The organism is Arthrobacter sp. StoSoilB22, from assembly GCF_019977315.1.
In the GTDB taxonomy this organism is placed as follows: Bacteria; Actinomycetota; Actinomycetes; order Actinomycetales; family Micrococcaceae; genus Arthrobacter.
The window spans coordinates 1,509,328-1,525,568 of sequence record NZ_AP024652.1 but is presented as its reverse complement, the minus strand read 5'-3'; the positions used below and the strand labels follow the sequence as shown (position 1 = coordinate 1,525,568).

The window sequence follows — 16,241 nt, the reverse complement described above, 5'->3', positions numbered from 1 at the left end:
CTTTCGGCATCATGCCCCGGCGCGCCCGTCATACGTCCAATAAATATGATCCGGGCCATAGGATAGATGATCGTGACCTCTCCCATTGCTCCGGGCGATTCTCTGAGCCGACGCGAAAAACTCGTCTACATTCTCTTGTTGGGTGCACTGACCGCCCTCGGTCCTTTCACCATCGACCTCTATCTTCCGGCGTTCCCCGCTTTGGAAGAGAGTTTTGATGTCTCGGCGGCGGCGATCCAGCTCACTCTGACCGGTACCACGGTTGGCTTCGGGCTCGGCCAACTGCTGGTGGGACCCTTCAGTGACAAGGTGGGGCGTCGGCTTCCGCTCATTCTGGCCACAGCCGTGCATATCGGCTCATCGCTGGGTGCGGCGCTTGCCACAGACATCGGGATGTTGTCGTTATTCCGCGTGCTCATGGGGATCGGTGCTGCCGGAGGTGGCGTGGTGGCCATGGCCATGGTCCGGGATCTCTTCCACGGCTACTCCATGGTCCGGATGTTCTCGCGGATGTCGCTGGTTAACGGATTGGCCCCCATCCTGGCGCCGGTCATCGGCTCCCAGCTGCTGTTGGCTTTCCCTTGGCCGGGCATCTTTTTCTTCCTGGCCGCTTATGGACTGCTGGTCATCCTTGCTTCGATCTTCTTCATCCGGGAAACACTTCCGGCTGAGCAGCGGGGAAAATCCACTGTCACCGTGCGCCAGCGCTACAAGACCGTCCTGACGGACAGGATCTTTGTGGGCATGGTGCTGGTGGGAAGCCTGAATTTCGGTGGACTTTTCGCTTATCTATCAGCATCGACCTTTCTTTTCCAAAACGTCTACGGCTTTTCGCCGCAGGAATACGGCATCCTGTTCGGTATCAACTCCTTGGGCATCGTGGCAGGCGTACAGATCAGCTCCCGACTGATCCGACGGGTGGCTCCGCAGTGGATCGTGGCCGGTGCTACGGCCTTCATGCTGTTCATCGCCCTGCTGATCGTGGTGCTTGACCTGTTCCATGTGGGTTTGTGGGGCATCCTCATCCCTCTGTGGTTCTACATTTGCGCCACTGGCTTCATGTTCCCGTGCGTTCAGGTCCTGTCCCTGGCCAACCACGGCGCGCAAGCGGGCACCGCTGCATCGCTCCTGGGCGCATCCCAATTCATGATGGCCGGTATTGTCCCGCCGGTGGTGGGTTGGCTGGGCGTCAGCTCCGCTGTACCCATGGGCGCGGTCATGGCCGTCTGCATCACTGGCGCTATTGCGGCGCTTTGGCTGGTTGTGCGGCCGCGGTCGGTTCCGTCTATTCATTAGGCCGACTCCTGAGGACCGGCTCTTGAGAACCGGCCCCGTAGGCTGTGACCATGACTAATAAACCGCACCGCAACGGCAGGGGCCTCTTCCTTGGCGCCTTGCTTGGAGCCCTGGCCGGTGCTCTTCTCGGTCGCGCCGCGGGAAGCGCACTGTTCGGCGCCATCCTGGGCGCCGTGATCGGCGCCGCTGTGCTCTACCGCGTGAACCCCGGCCCTTGGAAGCGGGACTAAGCCAGCTGCAAGCATGACTAAGCCGGCCCCGCAGGCGACCCGCCGACGTCGGGAACCACCAACCCCTCCCCTAACCGCGTACCGCAGGGCAGAATGGTGGCCAGCCGGGTAACCGGTGCTTGAACCGGTGAAGGGGACATCACATGAGCACGGCTGTTGTATTCCGGGGCAGTGTTCGCGGCTTGGCAACCTTACGGAGGTTGCCGCTGACGCTGGCGCTGGTGGTGCTCCTTTGGGTGCTGGGCGCTATCTCCGGCAGCCTCGTCAACGGCCCCGGACAAGATCTGCTGGATCAAGTGGGAATTGGCTTGGCAGTGGAGCCAGGACCGTGGTGGTCAATCTTCACCTCGGGGTTCTTCGCCTCCTCCTTGCTCGACTACCTGGCCTGCACAGCGGCGATCCTGGTGGGTGTGGGCATCGCCGAACGCGTTATGGGGCCTTGGCTGGCCCTGGCTGCTTTCATTGCCGGTTCAGCCCTCAGTGCCCTGGTACTTGTGGTGCTGGTGACCTTCGGAACGGATGCCAGCGACCAATGGCTCAGTTTCCTGGGCGGCGAATATGTAGTGGGCGCCTATGGTGGCGCCGCCGCAGCGCTGGGATGTTCGACGGCGGCGCTTGATGCACTGTGGCGTCGGCGCCTGCGGACGTGGTTGCTGGCCGCCACGCTGATGTTTGCCTTGTTCGTTGGGGTCGCCCAAACCCTGCAGGCGCTTGCCGGGGCCGTGATCGGCATCCTGGCAGGTTGGGCCATCCAGTCGCTGGTCCTGCGCCGCAGGGCAGGCTCGTTGCACTCCTCAAGCCTTCGCGAAACACGGTTCCTGGTGGGCACCGTGGTGGGTGTCTTCGCGGTGGGACCTTTGCTGACGCAACTGACCGGAACGTGGGAAGTCGGCCCCCTGTCGGTGGTTTCCGAGGTGATGCTTCAGGCAAGTCCCGACGCCGATGAGGTTCAGGAAGCCTGCAATAACGACAACAACTGTGTCACCCTGCAAAGCATCGTGGGTGTCCAGAGCTTCGGCGCGGCCATTCTGACGCTGATTCCTGTGCTGCTGTTGCTGGTCTGCGCTGAGGGTCTGAGGCGCGGCCGGCGGCTCGCATACCGGCTGACCCTTGTGATCCAGCTGTATCTGGCAGCCGTAACTGTCCTCTCCATCCTTCAGTACGTGACCGATCCGGGGGTCACACTAGGCGATGACGACTTCGCCTACCTCCTGCTGTACGCGGTCCCCGCAGTCCTCGCGCCTGTCATCATCGCGGTGCTGCTTCTGGTGAACCGGCATAAGTTCCGCGTCGAATCCAGCGACGCCGGGTACCGGGTTCTTGGCCGGACCTCGCTCGTTCTGGCTGTGGCCGCTGTGATCTTCTATGTGATCTTCTGGTTCCTCGAAGGCAACCCGGGCCGCTCCACCCTGTTGGACCTTGCCGGGCAACTGACCCACATCCTGGTACCTTTCCCGGTCCCCTTCGTGGTGGCCCTGCCCCAGGGCCTGCTCAGCACAGTGCTGTACGGCCTGGGCGGGGACATCATCTGGCTCTGCATCCTGGTGCTGGTCCTGAACAACTTCCGGCGGTTCAGGATGCTGGCCACCGATCCGGCGGCGGATCTGGGACACGCCAGGGAACTGCTGCATGATGGCGGCGGCACGTTGTCCTGGATGGCTCTCTGGGACAACAACCAGTACTGGTTCACCCCGGACAGGAAAGCTGGAATCGCCTATCAGGTCCATAACGGGGTGGCCCTCACCGTTGCCGGCCCTTTCGGCGCTGAGGAGCACCATGCCGAGGCAGCGACGGGTTTCGTCAAGCACTGCGCCAACCTGGGCCTGATCCCGTGCTTCTATTCGGCAACGGCAGAGCTGGATGTCCCACTGCTCCCCCACGGCTTCAGGAAATTGGAAGTAGCTGAAGAGACACTCCTGAACGTCCAGGCCATGACCTTCAAGGGGAAAGAGTGGCAGAACGTCCGGACCGCACTCAACCGCGCAGACAAACTTGCCATCAAGGATCACTGGTACCCCTACCCTGAGATGCCTCCGGGAATCAGGGCGCAGCTGGCTGAGATCTCCGAAGAATGGGTGGCCGATAAGGCCCTTCCGGAGATGGGCTTCACCCTGGGCGGCTTGAACGAGCTCAAAGATCCCGAGGTGCTCTGCTGCGTGGCGGTGGACGACGACGGATTGGTCCACGGGGTAACCAGCTGGCTCCCGGTCTTCACCCACGGGGTCATCTCAGGGTGGACCTTGGACTTCATGCGCCGCCGCACCACAGGTTTCAAGGGCGTCATGGAATTCCTGATCGCCTCTGCCGTGACCCACTTCAAAGAAGAAGTACCCCAAATCTCCCTATCCGGCTCACCGCTCGCCACTGCAGGGGCCGGTGCCGGCGATGGAGACCGCAGCGCTTTGGACCGCGTCCTTGCGCTCCTGGGAAACGCCCTGGAACCCATGTACGGTTTCAAATCCTTGGCCGCTTTCAAATCAAGGTTCCAGCCCGAACACAGGACGCTATACATGTACTACCAGGACCCGTTGGCCTTGCCTTCCATCGGCATCGCGGTGGGTTCGGCCTACCTGCCGGGGCTGTCCCCCACGCAGAGCGCCGGGCTGTTGCGGCAGATGGTAGCCAAGGAGCCAGCCGCATGAGGCACGAGCGGACCTCCCGGTCATGAACGAGCTCTTGAAGCTCGAGATCAGCGGCCCCGTCGTCATGATCATCGCCGGGGTGATCGGCGTCGGCTTTTTCCTGCTGTTGTTCCTGAGGCCGTCAGCGCGTTGGGCCCGTACCGCGATCACGGCGATTGTGGTGGCGGGACTGTTCGGGTGGTTGACCGTGTGGCTCGTGGAGGACATCATGGACGTCTTTCATGTGGGGCTGACGCCGCGGGTGTGGTTCTGGGCGATTTCCTGCTTTGCCGCCGTGGGTCTGGCCGTGGTCAGTTTCCGCCATAGCCAGCGCTGGCGGAAGGTAGTGGCGGCTCTCTCGATTCCCGTGTTCGTGGTGGTGGCCGGTCTGGGCATCAACACCGAGTTCGGGCTCAACAAAACCTTGGGCTCAGCGCTGGGAATCTCCACGGAGGACGCCATTCAACTGGCTAAACCTGACCCGGACGCCTCTGTCACAGCCGGTCCGCTATGGCAGAGCTGGAAGCCCCCTGCCGACCAGCCGGCGAAGGGCGAAGCAGGAACCCAGGTCATACCAGCCACCGCCTCCGGTTTTGTCGCCAGGCCTGCGGGCATCTACCTGCCCCCTGCCGCCCTCACGGCACATCCGCCCAAGCTGCCCTTGTTCGTCCTCATGATGGGCCAGCCGGGGCTCCCTGATCCGCAATACGTTTCGGCCGCCCTGGACGAGTTCGCAGCCAGGAACAACGGCCTTGCCCCCATCGCAATCGTGGCAGACCAGATCGGCCCCGACCAGAATGACACCCTCTGCCTGGACACCGCCAAGTACGGCAACGTTGAGAAGTACATCAACCAGGACGTGGTGAATTGGGCCAAAGCGAACTTGAACATCCTCGAGGACCGCGAACACTGGACCATAGCCGGCTACTCCAATGGCGGCCAATGCGCAATCTCGTTCGCGGTCAAATACCCGCAGATGTGGGGCAACGTGGTGGACATCTCCGGCGAGGAATTTCCCGGCGCGGAGGACCCGGCCGGCAACCTTGCATCGATCTTCGATGGCAACCAGGCTGCCTACGATGCCCAGAAGCCCATCAACATCATGAAAGGCAAGCAGTTCCCTAACACAACGGCAGTTTTCACCGTAGGCTCGGACGACACCACGTACGTGGCAGCCGCCAAGGCAGTCTCCGCTGCCGCCCGGGATGCTGGGATGACCGTGACGTACTACGAAGTGCCTAACGGCGGTCACGTTGGCTTGGCGTTGAACGCAGGCCTGACCAAGGGTTTCGACGTGCTGTACCCAAGGCTTGGACTCTCAAAATAGCCTTTGCCCTTTTGCCAGCCCGGGACCGGCGATAAAGTTGAGCTGTGCCACATGGGCAAGAGCTGCAGCCGCTTCCGGCACCGTGGCAGCGTCGGGATGAACGCATCCTGCCGCTGTGGTGGGACCGCCTGTGCTCGGTGACCAGCCCTCAGTCGGCTGCACTATACGCCGCCGGGCTCTTTACCGATGACCGTCGCAGACCCATTGCCCAGTGGTACAACCCCGAAACCGACGCCGCGCTGTTGGTCGCACCGGAGACCTCGCCGGAATGGCCGGTCCAACGCTTTGGCATCTTCTATGCCCCGCCAGGAGGCGGCTTTACCCGCGTTTACTCGGCGCCCCACGAATGGCATCCCCGCGAACCCCGGACTCCGCCCACCGAGCAGGATTCGTTCCTGGCGGCGGTGGTCGAGGCGGCCCGGTTCCTGCAAGTGGAGATGGATTTTGTGTGATCAAAAAGCAGACCCCGCACCAGCTGAAAAGCCGGTACGGGGTCCCGTTGCTCCTCCGACTGGACTTGAACCAGTAACCCTTCGATTAACAGTCGAATGCTCTGCCAATTGAGCTACGGAGGAATGAAGCGGTTATGACTTTAGCAAAGGTTCTACCGGAATGCGAAATCGACTCACCATACCCCTCGGGGGTATAAAAATACCCCCGTTTCGAAGGCTCGAAACGGGGGTATTGCGCGCTCCTCCGACTGGACTTGAACCAGTAACCCTTCGATTAACAGTCGAATGCTCTGCCAATTGAGCTACGGAGGAATGAAGCGGTTACTAGCTTAACAGGGGCCCGCCGGAAAGTGAAATCGGCGCTTTCAACCGTCCGAACGCAGCGACCTGCGCTCCATTTCGAGTTGCATCAGCTCCCGGTTCAGCCGCTGGAACTCCTCCGGATTGGCACCTGCATCCAAGCGCTGCAGCTGACCCATCTTGTCTGCCTTGATCCTGGTGATCTGCAATTCGAAAAGACGGGCCAGGATGTCACGGCAGTACCGCTGCATGGCCTCGGCAGTGCTCGCCGGCAGGGGCGTCACTGCCAACTCCGAGACCAGTGGCCTCAAGGGCTCGGGGACTTCCTGACGGACCTGCTCCACCCACGCCACGGGGTCATCCGAGTGTGCCAGACCGGCAGCCCGCACGGCAGTGTGGACGGCGGCGTAAGCAGGAGTGGTGAACTGCGAGGCCTCGAAACGCTCCCAGGCTCCCCCGCCCAGCACTGATGGCTCCTGGAGGACCACTTCAAGCGCTTGGCGTTCCATACCGGCTATGGGGTCCCGGGGATCGGGCCGTTGGAAGACGGGACCGCTCGACGCCGGTGCTGCCGCTGCCGTCGACTGTTCTCCCACGCCGCCCGCGGCGGCGCGCTTGGCAGCTCCGCCAACGAATCGACTGACCTCTTCGATGGGCATGCCCAGCCACCCGGCAAGTTCGCGGGTGTAGCCCGGCCGCGCGGCAGAGTCCCTGATCTGCGCCACCACGGGGGCGGCTTCGCGCAAGGCGGCCACACGCCCTTCCACGGTGTCGAGGTTGTGCCTGCGGAGCGAGGCCTTGATGGCGAACTCAAAGAGGGGTTTCCGGCTGCTAATCAGATCCCGCACCGCGGAATCGCCCTTGAGTTGACGAAGATCACAGGGATCGGCGCCGCTGGGTTCAACAGCCACGTACGTCTGGGCTTGGAACCGCTGGTCTTCTTCGAATGCCCGCAGGGCAGCTTTTTGGCCGGCGGCATCGCCGTCGAAGGTGAAGATGACCTCTCCCCCGCTGCCGTCGTCCGAGAGCAGCCGCCGGGCCACCTTGATGTGCTCGGTACCGAAAGCAGTACCACAGGTGGCCACCGCCGTCGTAACTCCGGCGAGGTGGCAGGCCATGACGTCTGTGTATCCCTCCACCACTACCAATTGACGTTCCTTGGCGATGTTGCGCTTGGCGATGTCGATCCCATAAAGAACTTGGGATTTCTTGTACAGCGTGGTTTCAGGAGTGTTCAGGTATTTGGGGCCTTGGTCGTCCTCGTAGAGCTTCCGCGCGCCGAAGCCGATGGTGTCGCCTGCGATGTCCCTGATGGGCCAGATCAGCCTTCCACGGAAACGATCGTAGATTCCCCGGTTTCCTTCCGAGAACATGCCTGTGAGCTTCAACTCAGCATCAGTGAACCCACGGCCGCGGAGATGCTTCAACAGTGCGTCCCAGCCCTGGGGCGCGTATCCGACGCCAAAATGTTCGGCGGCGGCGCGGTCGAAACCGCGGCCGTCCAGGAAGTTCCGCCCCTCGGCAGCTCCGGGCGTCAGCAACTGCGCACGGAAGAACTCATCGGCGATCTTGTGAGCGTCCAACAGGCGTTGGCGCTTGCCCACCTCTTCACGGCTGGGACCGGTGCCGCCATCCTCATAGCGCAGCTCATAGCCGATTCTGGCAGCCAGTTTCTCTACGGCCTCGTGGAACGAGCTATGGTCCATTTTCTGGACAAAGGAGATGGCATCGCCGTCTTCCCCACATCCGAAGCAGTGGTATCGGCCCACTTGCGGGCGGACAGTGAACGAGGGTGAGCGTTCGTCGTGGAACGGGCACAGGCCTTTGAAACTGCCTAGCCCGGCGCCCTTGAGGGTGACGTAACCGTCAACGACTTCCTTGATATCCGTGCGCTGGCGTAATTCGTCTATATCTTCACGTTTGATCAGGCCAGCCACGTCACCATCCTAGTCGCTTGCCCGGGGCGTCCCCGCCGTTAACGTCAGGGTTCCGCGGGCTACCAGAGCGAGGGAAGGCTCCCCACAAGCCGCTCATACATGGCCAACGCGGAGACGTCCGTCAGCGAGGCGACTTGGTCGATCACCACGCGCAGCCGCGCACCGTCGTCGACGGCGTCGCGCCAGTCAGCGGCAAACATCGGCTCCAAGTGACGGTCACCTGTGGCGTTCAAAACGCCGACCAGTGCGTGCAGCACTTCGCGTTGACGCTCGTACACCGGCTGGCGATGGTCGGTGGAGATCACGAACGTGGTGGCCAGGCCCTTGAGGACCGCAATCTCAGTGACAGTTTCCTCAGGAACCATGAGCTCGGCGTCGTACCGGGTCAGGTTGGCCGGGCCGAAGTGCGCACGGGTTGTCTCCATGGCGCTCTGGCAGAACCGGCCGATCAACTGGCTGGTCATATCCTTCAGCGCAGCCATGGATTTCCGGCTGCCGTCAGCTTCGCGCACCCAAACTTTGGTGGCTTCCAGGCGGGCAAGGGCAGCATCAATCTCGGCGGGATCGTTATGCGGCAAATACCACTGCTTGGTGTAGCCCACCACGCGCGCCCGGTGGTCCGGGTTCTCCATCCATTTGAGCTGGAAATGACCGGCGACGATCGCATCCTCAACATCGTGGACCGAGTAGGAAATATCGTCTGCAAGGTCCATCACCTGGGCCTCGATGCAGGAACGGTTACCCGGAGCGCCTTCACGCAGCCATTCAAAGACGGGAAGATCGTCCTCGTAGGCGCCGAATTTGCTGGTGCGGTGCCCATGAATGACAGGAGCATCGACGGCGGACCACGGGTACTTGGACGCGGCGTCCAGGCTGGCACGGGTCAGGTTGAGTCCTGCAGGCCTGCCGTCCTCTGCCAGTACCTTGGGTTCCAGGCGGGTCAGGAGCCGCAGGGTTTGGGCGTTGCCTTCGAAGCCACCGATCGTGTGCGCAACTTCGTTCAGAGCGGACTCACCATTGTGGCCGAAGGGCGGATGTCCGAGATCGTGGCTCAGGCATGCAGTGTCAACCACATCAGGATCACAGCCGAGGGACCGGCCCAGTTCGCGGCCTACCTGCGCCACCTCCAGGCTGTGGGTCAACCTGGTTCGGACAAAGTCATCCGTGTCCGGGGCAACTACCTGCGTTTTTGCGCCGAGCCTGCGCAACGCCGAGGAGTGCAGGACCCTGGCGCGGTCCCGTTCAAAGTCGGAGCGATAGTTGCTCTTGCGGGGCTCTTCGACCCACCGCGCGGAATCTGCCTCGGCGTATCCGGGGATGGCCAGCACAAAATTGTGGGCCGTCCCGTCGTGGCCAAGAAACGCTTCGGTTCCCATGGGTATCTGCCTCCTTCAAGCGCCGGGGTGTGGAGCTTCTTGAGTCAGTCTTACACGTGTGAGGCTAGCCGCCCGAAACGTCCAGCTCTGCGGCCGAGATATCCGCGCTCTGTTCAGCGTTCAGCTGACGGCTCTCCAGCCAGTCCTTGGGCAACGCAGGCTTCTTGGGCGAACCAGCGCGGCCGCGGGGGCCCTCGGAATCGACTCCCGGGTAGGGCGAGTCCATATCCAGTTCATCAAGGTATTCGCGCAGCACCTCGAGGGTGGGAACGGTGGCCAGCTTGGCACGGAGTTCGCCACCCACAACATAGCCCTTGAAGTACCAGGCCATGTGCTTGCGGATCTCACGGAGTGCCTTGTATTCATCGTTGCCGAAGGTCTCCACCATCAGCTCAGCATGGCGGTAGACGCCCTCCGCCACTTCCCGGAGCCCGGGCCGGTGCCGCTGGTCGCTGCCCTCGAACGCTGCCTGGAGGTCGCCGAACAACCAGGGGCGGCCCTGGCAACCGCGGCCCACTACGACACCGTCCACACCGGTTTCCCGGACCATGCGAACTGCATCCTCGGCAGACCAAATGTCGCCGTTGCCCAGCACCGGGATGTCCGGCAGAGCTTCGCGGAGGCGGGCAATGGCGGACCAGTCGGCCTGGCCGGAATAGAACTGCGCGGCAGTCCTGCCGTGAAGTGCGACGGCGGCTACTCCGGCGTCGCGGGCGATCCGGCCGGCGTCGAGGTACGTCAGGTGATCCTCATCAATGCCTTTGCGCATTTTGATGGTGAGCGGGATATCGCCCTTGGCGGCTTCCTTGACTGCTGTATTGACGATTGAGGTGAACAGATCGATCTTCCAGGGAAGCGCCGAACCGCCACCGCGCCGGGTGACCTTGGGCACGGGGCAGCCGAAGTTGAGGTCGATGTGATCGGCCCGGTCCTCTTCCACCAGCATCCGCACCGCGGCGCCCACCGTCACAGGATCCACGCCGTAGAGCTGCACGGAACGGACTTTCTCGTCCTCATCATGGGAGATGATGCGCAACGATTCCGGCGTCCGCTCCACAAGGGCACGGGACGTCACCATCTCGGCCACGTACATGCCGCCGCCGTATTCACGGCAGAGCCTGCGGAAGGCCGAGTTGGTGATGCCGGCCATCGGGGCAAGGATCACGGGGGTGTCCACGGTGATCCTGCCAAGCTTCAATGGCGGGAGCTCAAGCTTTGGTGCGGGGGGCGTTGCTACAACAGTCACCTAACCATTGTTGCAAATCCGGGCAAATCGGCGGACGGCCCGCCGAATCCCCTGCTTGATCGTCCAGCGCACCGTACTCAGGCGGGCCCTGGGGGCAAGATCCAGACCCGGCGTCAGGTGGTGTTGTCGGTGCTTCCGCCGCGGCGCTCCGCTTCCCGTTGTGCACGGCGGCTACCCGGGCGTGCCGGCTTGCCGTGAGCGTCAAGGCGCGTGTCGGCGTCGTGCGTGTCCTCCGACCCTGAACCCGCGACGACGGCGGCTGCTGCCAGCGAACCGGTGTCCCTAAGCTCATCGGGACTCACCGAGGCCCCGCCTGCTGCGGCAAGGCGCTTTATGCCGGTGGCCTTCACCACCAGGACAGCGATCAGGGTGGTGACGGGGATGGCAAGAACCAGGCCGATGGAGCCCACCAAGGTGCGGATGACTTCCTCGGACAGCTCGGCACTGGTCAGTGCTTCCGCGAGCGGGCGGTCATAGAGCATCACAATGATGAGAATGGGAAGTGCGGCGCCCGCGTAGGCAAAGGCGATGGTGTAGACGGTGGAAGCGATGTGGTCCCGCCCGATCCGCATAGCCGAGGAGAACAGCTTGCGGGCACTGGTGTTGGGCGCCAGTTCGTAAAGTTCCCACACTGCGGAGGACTGCGTGATGGTGACATCGTTGAGAACGCCCAGGCCGGAAATGATGAGGCCGCAGAGGATGATCCCGGAGATCGAGATCTGCGGGGACATGTTCACCAGCGTTGAAGCGTCGTGGTTCCCCACTCCGGCCAAATTAGCCGCGTCCGTAGCCCACGCCGCCAACAGCGCAGTGATGCTGAGCCCAAAGATCGTGCCCAGCAGGGCCGTAGACGTTCGCGCCGAGAACCCGTGCGCAAAGTACAGGACCCCGATCATGATCACCGTAGAGCCCACCAGAGCCAGCAGGAGCGGCGGTTTTCCTTCCACCAAACCCGGCAGAATGAAGCTCACCAGCACAAAATAGGCACCCACCAGGCCAAGAAGCGCCCGGAAGCCGCGCCAACGGGCCACCGCGATGACCACCGCTGCGTACAGGACAGCCAGGAGGGCGATGGGAATGCTGCGGACAAAGTCCACAAATACATAAGCCGGGGCGCCGCTTCCCGCACTTGCCCCCTGGACGGCGGACAGGTTGAGGTACCGGATGGAGTCCCCCACATCCACGCCGTGGGACATGGCCACGTCAGGGTTGATGACAACCTTCACCACGTCCCCGCCCTTATCCGGCTCCGTGAAGGCGAACGTGCACTGGGATCCGCCGGACTGGCTGTTCTGGCCCGTGTCAGTTTGGCCCGTGTTGCTTTGGCCGGTGTTGCCCTGGCCCGTGTTGCTTTGACCGGTCTGCGTGCAGCTTTCCACCACCACGCTCTGAATCCTGCCAGTGTCGAACGTGACCCCGGGGGCGGGTTGGTATGGGCTTGAAAACGTGATGCCCTCGCGGCTGCCGGAAGGCCACAGGACCATCATGGCCACGAGCGTCAGGACGCCCACCGGAACAAGAATGGCCGCGAGAATCCAGTTGGCCCGCTTCCGCGACGCAATGGCCTGCGGGGTTGGCTCGGAATTTTCAGAATGACCGTGGGAGTGACCGTGGCCCATCAGCAGCAAAACCTCATGCCTTAACCCTACGCGGGCACAGCTGCACTTAAACGCAGCATCCCACGCGGCCCGCGGGATGCGGGCAACGTGGGATCCGGGCGTGCCGAAGATGTGGTCAGTCGCTGACGATCAGGGTGTCTGCGCCCCGCACATGGGCTTTTCCGGATTCCAGCAGCGGATCAAGAACCGTGCGGAGCGCCGTCATGGATTCGTCAACTTCCAGCAGGACCGGGTGCTGGTAGGCAATGAGTGCCAGCAGGTCCCGGACCGCGGCCGCTGCTTCCTCGGCGGACAGCAGGGGATCGTGTCCAAGGAAGACATCAGACGGCTCGTCGGAATTGCCTTGGGCGTAGCTGATGGCGAACGCCTGGATCTTACCTTTCCGGCTGGCAGGAACGCCTTGGCCGAACGCACTCGCTTTGGGTGCGCGCAGGACAATTGCCCCGTGCGCGCCGGTCAGGTCATGCAGGAACAAACGCTGCACTGTGGCAATGCTCAGCTCTCCGGGGCTGTCCCAGTGGTGGACGTGGGAGTAGTACTTGCCCACCACGTCGCTCAGTTCCACCGAACCTGTAGCCAGGTCTTCCACGCGCTCCGAGGCGGCTTCCTCGGAACCGTCGCCAAAACGCGGCAGGGACAACGGCTCTGGCTTCACCACCACCAGTTGCGAGCGCTGAATGGGCGAAAGTCCCGCTGCCGCAGCAAATGCAGCACCGGCAGTGTCCGGCTCCACCTTGCTGCGCAATTTGGAAACGCCCGACGGCGAGTTCCCGGCTTCCCGGCGCAGCATGGTCAGCAGGGTGGCACCCACGCCTTCACGGCGGTGGTCTTTGGCAACCTCAACGTACGCCCAGAGCCGTTCGGGGTGCAGCGAAGCCTCATGGACAACACCTGCAGCGACGGGAATCCGTACGCCATCCACCACGTCCTCGGCCACGATGCAGCGGCGCCACGGCTGGTTGCTCGAAGGCGCCAGTGCTGCACGGAACTGCTCTGCGGGGAGTGTTTCCGGGCCGCCCCAGATTTCCAGGAGGGCGAGGTCATCGCCTTCCTTCCATTCGCGGTAATCCAAAGCCACGGCTAGGCGCCGATCAGGCGTGCTGCAAGGTAGCCCTCAACCTTGTCCAGGGACACACGTTCCTGGCTCATGGTGTCGCGCTCACGAATGGTGACGGCCTGGTCTTCCAGGGTGTCGAAGTCCACGGTGATACAGAACGGGGTACCGATTTCGTCCTGGCGACGGTAGCGGCGGCCGATGGCGCCGGCGTCGTCAAAGTCGATGTTCCAGTTCTTACGCAGCTGGGCGCCCAGTGCCTTTGCCTTCGGGGACAGGTCCTCATTGCGGCTCAGCGGCAGGACGGCGGCCTTGACCGGAGCCAGGCGCGGATCCAGTTTCAGCACGGTGCGGACATCGACGCCGCCCTTGGCATTGGGTGCCTCGTCCTCGGTGTAAGCGTCGATCAGGAAGGCCATGAAGGAGCGGGTCAGGCCGGCGGCGGGCTCGATCACGTACGGGGTGTAACGCTCGTTGGTGGCCTGGTTGAAGTAGCTCAGGTCCGTGCCGGAGGCCTTGGCGTGGGTGGAGAGATCGAAGTCCGTGCGGTTGGCGATGCCCTCGAGCTCGCCCCACTCGGAGCCCTGGAAACCAAAGCGGTATTCGATGTCCGTGGTGCCCTTGGAGTAGTGGCTGAGCTTCTCCAGCGGGTGCTCAAAGAATCGGAGGTTGTCTTCACGGATGCCCAGGCCCGTGTACCAGGACATGCGTTCCTTCATCCAGTACTGGTGCCATTCTTCGTCCGTGCCGGGCTCGACGAAGAATTCCATTTCCATCTGCTCGAATTCGCGGGTACGGAAAATGAAGTTGCCCGGCGTGATTTCGTTACGGAACGACTTACCGATCTGGCCGATGCCGAACGGCGGCTTCTTCCGGGATGTGGTCAGGACGTTGTTGAAGTTCACAAAAATGCCCTGGGCCGTTTCGGGACGAAGGTAGTGCATGCCTTCGTCGCTGGCCACCGGGCCGAGGAAGGTCTTCAGCAGACCGGAGAATTCCTGGGGCTCTGTCCACTGTCCGCGGGTGCCGCAGTTTGCGCAGACGATGTCCGCCAGGCCATTTTCTGCCGGGCGGCCCTTCTTTTCCTCGTACTCTTCCTCGAGGTGGTCGGCACGGTAGCGCTTGTGACAGGAAAGGCACTCAACCAGGGGGTCGGAGAAAACCTCCACGTGGCCGGATGCTTCCCATACCTGGCGGGGAAGGATGACCGAGGAGTCCAGGCCTACAACATCTTCGCGGCCGCGAACCATGCTCTGCCACCACTGGCGCTTGATGTTTTCCTTCAGCTCCGCACCGAGGGGACCGTAGTCCCACGCAGAACGGGAGCCACCATAGATTTCACCGGCCTGGAAGACAAAGCCCCTCCGCTTGGAGAGTGAAATGACCTGGTCAAGGACGGATTTTGCTGCCATGGGTAACTCCATTTGTTCTACAGGGCCGCTGGGTGCGGTCCGCGGTGGTTTGCCCCGGAATCCGGACGAGGTTGTCCGGCGGGGTGCTGGGGGAAAGTTGTTCCTCTAACCCTACCGGCCTTTGGCCGTTGATCTTCGTGCGAATGCTCCCTTGGGCCAGGGCAACGTGGCCACGATGATCGCAATGAGCGTCAGCACCGTACCCAGCACCGTGGGCAAGGCGACCACCGCTCCGGGACTGGGGATCACGACGTCGAGCACCAACGATCCCACCAGTTGCCCGGCGATCATGCCCAAGCCCGTGATCAGGACGCCCAAGCTGCGGACCAGCAGGGCCGCCAGTCCAATGAAGAGGCAGCCCATGGGGCCACCAAGGTAGTACCACCACTCACCGGGCAGCGGATTACCCGGCCCGGCCACGGACAGCTTGATGATCCACGCGATCCACAAGATGGCTGACCCGGCAATGAAGTTCACCAGGGTGGCGGCGATGGGCGTCCCATAATGCACTGTGGCAGTGCCGTTCATAGCCTGCTGGAAGCTCATGAAGAAACCGGCGGCCAACGGCAGGAGGACCGGCAAAACGAGCGAGGCGACGTCGGCGTCGCCGCCGAACCGCGGTGAAACAGCCCATGCGACGGCGGCCACGGTCAGGACACTGCCAAGGACCCGAACTCCGGTGATGGCGCGTTTTCCTCCCGGGCCGATTCCCATGCGGTCCACGAGCAAGCCACTGAGCGTTTGTCCCGTAACGGCCGCGACCGTGAACAACGCAACGCCCAACAGGGCAACCGTGAACGACTGGGCAAAGACGAACAGTGCGCCAATGGCACCGGCCATGACATAGAAGCGGGGAAAACTGCGGTTCCGGACAGCAGGAATGATCCGCTGCAGGCCGGCCCTGCCCCTGGGCGTGGCAAGGGAGATGGCGCTGATGAGCAGGAGCCCTGTGGTGAAGCTCACCACAGATGCGGCGATGCCGTCGTCCAGTTTCGCGCCGAGGGCCCCGTTGATCCTTGCTTGAAGCGGGATGACCAGGCCTGTCGCTACGGCAATAGGGAGGCCAATGACCAGCGGGAGGGTGGGACGGGGAGAAGGCTGCGGCACCGTCACCACACTACTTCAGGCATCATTGCTCTATGAGCAACCCCGAAATTGAAGAGATCCCCATCCGCGACGACATGATCCGCCTGGGCCAGCTGTTGAAGCTCGCCAATCTGGTGGAGGACGGCGTTGAAGCCACGGAGCTCATCAAGAACGGGTTGGTTAAGGTCAACAACGAAATTGATGACCGCCGCGGACGCCAACTCCACGTCGGAGATACCGTCACCGTCAACGGCCAGACGGTCCGGATCACCGCAGCCTGACGCA

13 protein-coding genes and 2 tRNA genes are annotated in these 16,241 nt (G+C 62.7%); 6 read left to right on the top strand and 9 right to left on the bottom strand.

Annotated features, from left to right (window positions below; translation table 11 throughout):
* Positions 1 to 66 precede the first annotated feature (66 nt).
* The 5 genes from LDN70_RS07185 to LDN70_RS07165 all read left to right on the top strand — a co-directional run bounded on the left by LDN70_RS07185 (position 67) and on the right by LDN70_RS07165 (position 5,926).
* The gene (locus tag LDN70_RS07185) at positions 67 to 1,296 is read left to right on the top strand and encodes a multidrug effflux MFS transporter (RefSeq protein WP_142939721.1); all 1,230 of its coding nucleotides are present in this window, start codon (positions 67 to 69) and stop codon (positions 1,294 to 1,296) included.
* A gap of 50 nt (positions 1,297 to 1,346) precedes the next feature.
* On the top strand, positions 1,347 to 1,526 hold the full coding sequence (locus LDN70_RS07180; RefSeq protein WP_142939722.1) for a YMGG-like glycine zipper-containing protein: 180 nt from the start codon (positions 1,347 to 1,349) through the stop codon (positions 1,524 to 1,526).
* A 143-nt stretch (positions 1,527 to 1,669) separates the two neighbouring features.
* Positions 1,670 to 4,168: a bifunctional lysylphosphatidylglycerol flippase/synthetase MprF gene (locus LDN70_RS07175; protein WP_142939723.1), complete on the top strand. Its 2,499-nt coding sequence runs from the start codon at positions 1,670 to 1,672 to the stop codon at positions 4,166 to 4,168.
* A 22-nt stretch (positions 4,169 to 4,190) separates the two neighbouring features.
* Positions 4,191 to 5,474, top strand: coding sequence for an alpha/beta hydrolase (locus LDN70_RS07170; RefSeq protein WP_223942160.1), 1,284 nt, complete (start codon positions 4,191 to 4,193; stop codon positions 5,472 to 5,474).
* A 44-nt stretch (positions 5,475 to 5,518) separates the two neighbouring features.
* Positions 5,519 to 5,926, top strand: coding sequence for a hypothetical protein (locus LDN70_RS07165; RefSeq protein WP_142939725.1), 408 nt, complete (start codon positions 5,519 to 5,521; stop codon positions 5,924 to 5,926).
* Between the two features lie 50 nt (positions 5,927 to 5,976).
* Here the strand turns inward: LDN70_RS07165 and LDN70_RS07160 are convergent.
* From LDN70_RS07160 to LDN70_RS07120, 9 genes are all read right to left on the bottom strand, one after another.
* A tRNA-Asn gene (locus LDN70_RS07160) sits at positions 5,977 to 6,049 on the bottom strand.
* A 116-nt stretch (positions 6,050 to 6,165) separates the two neighbouring features.
* Positions 6,166 to 6,238 (bottom strand) — tRNA-Asn (locus tag LDN70_RS07155).
* Positions 6,239 to 6,291: 53 nt separating this feature from the next.
* The gene (dnaG, locus tag LDN70_RS07150) at positions 6,292 to 8,163 is read right to left on the bottom strand and encodes a DNA primase (RefSeq protein ID WP_223942159.1); all 1,872 of its coding nucleotides are present in this window, start codon (positions 8,161 to 8,163) and stop codon (positions 6,292 to 6,294) included.
* Between the two features lie 59 nt (positions 8,164 to 8,222).
* The gene (locus LDN70_RS07145) at positions 8,223 to 9,539 is read right to left on the bottom strand and encodes a deoxyguanosinetriphosphate triphosphohydrolase (protein WP_223942158.1); all 1,317 of its coding nucleotides are present in this window, start codon (positions 9,537 to 9,539) and stop codon (positions 8,223 to 8,225) included.
* Positions 9,540 to 9,603: 64 nt separating this feature from the next.
* On the bottom strand, positions 9,604 to 10,785 hold the full coding sequence (gene dusB, locus LDN70_RS07140) for a tRNA dihydrouridine synthase DusB (protein ID WP_142939728.1): 1,182 nt from the start codon (positions 10,783 to 10,785) through the stop codon (positions 9,604 to 9,606).
* Between the two features lie 113 nt (positions 10,786 to 10,898).
* Positions 10,899 to 12,404: a YibE/F family protein gene (locus LDN70_RS07135; RefSeq protein WP_223942157.1), complete on the bottom strand. Its 1,506-nt coding sequence runs from the start codon at positions 12,402 to 12,404 to the stop codon at positions 10,899 to 10,901.
* 115 nt (positions 12,405 to 12,519) lie between these two features.
* Entirely contained in the window at positions 12,520 to 13,482 is a 963-nt protein-coding gene (locus tag LDN70_RS07130) for a GNAT family N-acetyltransferase (RefSeq protein ID WP_142939730.1), read from the bottom strand.
* Between the two features lie 2 nt (positions 13,483 to 13,484).
* Positions 13,485 to 14,870 carry a glycine--tRNA ligase gene (locus tag LDN70_RS07125; RefSeq protein WP_142939731.1) on the bottom strand — a complete coding sequence of 462 codons (1,386 nt, stop codon included), beginning with the start codon at positions 14,868 to 14,870 and terminating at the stop codon, positions 13,485 to 13,487.
* A 111-nt stretch (positions 14,871 to 14,981) separates the two neighbouring features.
* Entirely contained in the window at positions 14,982 to 15,986 is a 1,005-nt protein-coding gene (locus LDN70_RS07120; protein WP_142939732.1) for a DMT family transporter, read from the bottom strand.
* A 23-nt stretch (positions 15,987 to 16,009) separates the two neighbouring features.
* Between LDN70_RS07120 and LDN70_RS07115 the strand changes: the two genes are divergently transcribed.
* On the top strand, positions 16,010 to 16,237 hold the full coding sequence (locus LDN70_RS07115) for an RNA-binding S4 domain-containing protein (protein WP_062067368.1): 228 nt from the start codon (positions 16,010 to 16,012) through the stop codon (positions 16,235 to 16,237).
* Positions 16,238 to 16,241 lie beyond the last annotated feature (4 nt).